Annotated in this window: 3 protein-coding genes; all 3 read right to left on the bottom strand. The window is 68.2% G+C overall.

Annotated elements, in window-relative coordinates; all coding sequences use genetic code 11:
- Positions 1-100 precede the first annotated feature (100 nt).
- Genes ACIQU6_RS44170 through ACIQU6_RS44180 form a run of 3 tightly spaced genes read right to left on the bottom strand, consistent with a single transcriptional unit; the run spans position 101 to position 3,245 of the window.
- The gene (locus ACIQU6_RS44170) at positions 101-1,090 is read right to left on the bottom strand and encodes a tyrosine-type recombinase/integrase (protein WP_403488306.1); all 990 of its coding nucleotides are present in this window, start codon (positions 1,088-1,090) and stop codon (positions 101-103) included.
- Positions 1,087-2,016: a tyrosine-type recombinase/integrase gene (locus ACIQU6_RS44175; RefSeq protein WP_403488308.1), complete on the bottom strand. Its 930-nt coding sequence runs from the start codon at positions 2,014-2,016 to the stop codon at positions 1,087-1,089. The genes ACIQU6_RS44170 and ACIQU6_RS44175 overlap by 4 nt, the downstream gene beginning before the upstream one ends.
- Complete coding sequence (locus ACIQU6_RS44180) at positions 2,013-3,245, bottom strand: site-specific integrase (protein ID WP_403488310.1); 1,233 nt, start codon at positions 3,243-3,245, stop codon at positions 2,013-2,015. The genes ACIQU6_RS44175 and ACIQU6_RS44180 overlap by 4 nt, the downstream gene beginning before the upstream one ends.
- Positions 3,246-3,401 lie beyond the last annotated feature (156 nt).

Consider the following 3,401-nt stretch of genomic DNA (forward strand, 5'->3'; position numbering starts at 1 on the left):
GCTTATGCCGCACGTCGGGTTATGCCGACCGCGGGGGCGGAGAGTGTGACGGACCGGGTGTCTGGTCTCGAAGTGGTCGGCATAACCCTTGCTCTGATGCTCAGAGTGTCTGGAGGAACGTCAGCAGGGTGTCCGGGGCGGTGTAGCGTCCGGGGGTGCTGCCGGAGGGAGCGGTGCGTGCGAGTGCGCGTTCTTTGATGCTCATGTCGGCGTGTAGGTAGATTTGTGTGGTTTCAGTTGACTCGTGTCCGAGCCAAAGCGCGATCACGGAGATGTCAACTCCCGCGTGTAGAAGTGCCATTGCGGTGCTGTGTCGCAGGGTGTGTGGGGTGACGTGCTTATCGGCCAGGGACGGGCAGGTGGATGCCGCGGTCCTGGTGTGCTTGGCGACGAGGCGTTCGACGGCGTCCCTGCTAAGTGGGGTGCCGCAGCGGGTCGGGAACAGTGGATCTCCTTGTTCGCCGCCGCGCTCCTTGATCCAGGTCTTGAGCACTTTGACAGTGCCGGTGGTCAGTGGGGTGCATCGGTCCTTGCGGCCTTTGCCGTGGCAGCGCAGGTGGGAGCCGGCGCCCAGGTGGACGTCCTGGAGGGTGAGGCCGGTCAGTTCGCTGACGCGCATTCCGGTGTGGATGGCGGTCAGCAGCAGAGCGTGATCGCGTCGGCCGGTCCAGGTGGTGCGGTCCGGGGCGGCGACCAGGGCGTCGGTCTCGGCGGTGGTGAGGTAGTTGACGATGGCCCGGTCGAAGCGTTTGGGCGGTATCGCCAGCACGCGCTGGATTACTGCCGCGTGCTCGGGGGCTCGCAGGGCCGCATAGCGGAAGAATGAACGGATCGCGGCCAGGCGGGCGTTGCGGGTCGCGGCGGTGTTGCCGCGGACGGTTTCCAGATGCTGGAGGAACGCGCCGATCGCTGGTGCGTCGAGGTCGGCGATGCTCAAGCGCGCGGGACGGTGGCCGGTGCGCTGTGAGGCGAAGCTGAGCAGGAGGGTGAAGGTGTCGCGGTAGGCGGCGATGGTGTGCTGGCTGGCTTGGAGCTGGAGCATCAGCTTGTCGGTGAAGAAGCCCTGCAGCAGGGGTGCGAGGTCGCTCACGGCCGGCCTCCGAAGCTGTGTTCCAGGCGGGTCGCGGCCAGGGACAGCAGCTCTGGCGAGCCGGACAGATACCAGTAGGTGGACTTTGGGTCGGCGTGGCCGAGGTAGGTGGTCAGCAGCGGGAGCTTCGCCTGGACGTCGGCGTCGTTGCGGTACCAGTTCAGCAGCGTCGTGGTCGCGAACGTGTGGCGTAGATCGTGCAAGCGGGGCCTGCGGCGTCCTTCACCTGCGGTGATGTCTGCCGCCTCCAGCAGCTGGGCGAAGGTGCGCGGGAGGCTGTGGGCATCGAGCCGGGTGCCGCGGGTGGACACCAGGAAGGCCACCGTGCTCGGGGCGGGTCGCTGACGGTCGCGTTCCCGGGCGTACTTCCGCAGTGCGGCGGTCGTGCTGGTGTGCACCGGCACCTGCCGCGATTTGCCGAACTTCGTGTCCCTCACGGTCAAAAGACCGCTGGTGAGGTCGACGTCGGTGCGGTCCAGGCCGCACGCTTCGGAAGTCCGCAGACCCGTCACGGCAAGCAGACCGAGCAGGGTGTGCCAGGTGCGGGCCCGGAAGGCCGGCCTCAGTATGCCTGTCACCTGGAGTAGGGCGGCCAGCTCAGCTGGGGTGAACAGGTGCGGGGTGATGCGCCGGTAGTGATGCGGCAGGGCATCGTCGGGCGGGATTTCGGTGGCCGGTTCCAGGGCCTTCAGATGCCGGGCGAAGACCCGCACGACCATCAGGCGCCGGCTCCAGTGCACCTGATCAGTGCTGCGAGGGGTGCTGGTCGCCCAGGTGAGCGCCGCCTCGGTGGTGAGGACGGTGGCGCCGGTGTGTTCCAGGTAGCTGACGAAGCTCATCAGCTTCTCGCCGAAGCTGGTCAGCTTGAACCCCAGCCGACGGCGCATGGCCAGATACTCTTCCGCGTGCTGCCGGATGGTGGTCACCGTGCACCTCCTTCCGGCCACGGCTGGGCCAGTGTCCGCAGGGCTGTGTGGTCGACCTTCGCGTAGATCGTTGTGCTCAACTGGCTGCGGTGCCGGAGCACTTGTCCGACTTCGGGCAATGGGGCGCCTGCCCGCAGGATCGTGGTGGCCAGGCTGTGGCGGAGGCGGTGTGCTCCCATCCGTGGCAGCCCGGCCCGGTCGCAGGCCCGCCTCATGACCGCCCGTATACAGGTCCCCGTTAGTGCCTGGTAGGGGGCCCGGGCGGTGACAAACACGGCCGTCGCCGAGCAGCGGGGGCGACTGTCGGTCAGGTAGCCGGCCAGAGTCTCGCCGACCTCGGTCGGCAGCGGCAGCCGCTCGATGCGGGATCCCTTGCCTCGCACGGCGATCTCTCCCGCATGCCAGTCGATATCGGACAGTTGGAGGGCGGCGACTTCCGCACCGCGCAGTCCCAGGCGGGCGAGCGTCACCAGAATCGCTCGGTCTCGCTGTCCCGCCGGGGTCCGCAGGTCCGGCGCGGACAGCAGCGCGGCGACCTGCTGCGGCGTCAGGCCGCGGGGCAGGGAATCCAATCGCCAGCCCGCCACCGCGGGGACCGCCCCGGTCAGCGGAGCCGGGATCCGTCCGTCCACGTGCAGGTAGCGCAGCAGCGAACGAACCGCGGTCACCAGGGCCTTCGCCGACCAGACGCTGTCACACTCGGTGGCGTGCCGCACTATGACCGCGGTCACTCGCGCGGCATCCAGCCGGGTCAGCGACGCTTCCAGCGGCGTCGGTAGTGCGGCGAGGAACTTGCGTGCCTGACCGCAGTAGCATCGGACGGACTCGGCCGCCAATCCGCGTTCTCCACGCAGGTAGGCGCCGTAATCCGCCAGCAGTTTCTCCACAGCACCGCCGCCGGTCGGCACCGGAGCGGGTACCACGCCGGCATTCCGCAGCACCTTGATCACCACACCCAGCGACCGCCGGGCCACCGGCTCCGACTCGCATACCGCCCGCCGGAAGGCCAGAAACTCCTCCACCTTCGACGGCTCCAGCGCGTCCAGCGCGAGTTCCCGCCGATCCATCCACGTGCTCAGCCGCCTCATCATGCGTACCGCGTCCGTCACCGACGACCCCGCGTACCCCAGCGACGCCAACTCCGCACGCAGCAACGACTCGTACGGCGACAACGGTCCCGTCATCACCAGCGGCACCGGCCCACGGCGCCGCCCTCGGCTCACATCCATGATCTTCTCCCGTCTGCAGGCCAACTCGCCTGCCCAGACAGGGATATAGACCCCGTAGGCCGTGGACGCCGATTATGCTGAACTTTCAAAAACTGGACTGCAGGTCCGTCACGCTCTCGCCTCCGCGGTCGGCATAACCCGACGTGCGGCATAAGC

The organism is Streptomyces sp. NPDC090442 (genome assembly GCF_044769405.1).
Taxonomy (GTDB): Bacteria; Actinomycetota; Actinomycetes; order Streptomycetales; family Streptomycetaceae; genus Streptomyces.

Excerpts from the sequence above, each read along its gene's own strand:
- ACIQU6_RS44180 (WP_403488310.1), bottom strand. The coding sequence starts at position 3,245 with ATGGATGTGAGCCGAGGGCGGCGCCGTGGGCCGGTGCCGCTGGTGATG.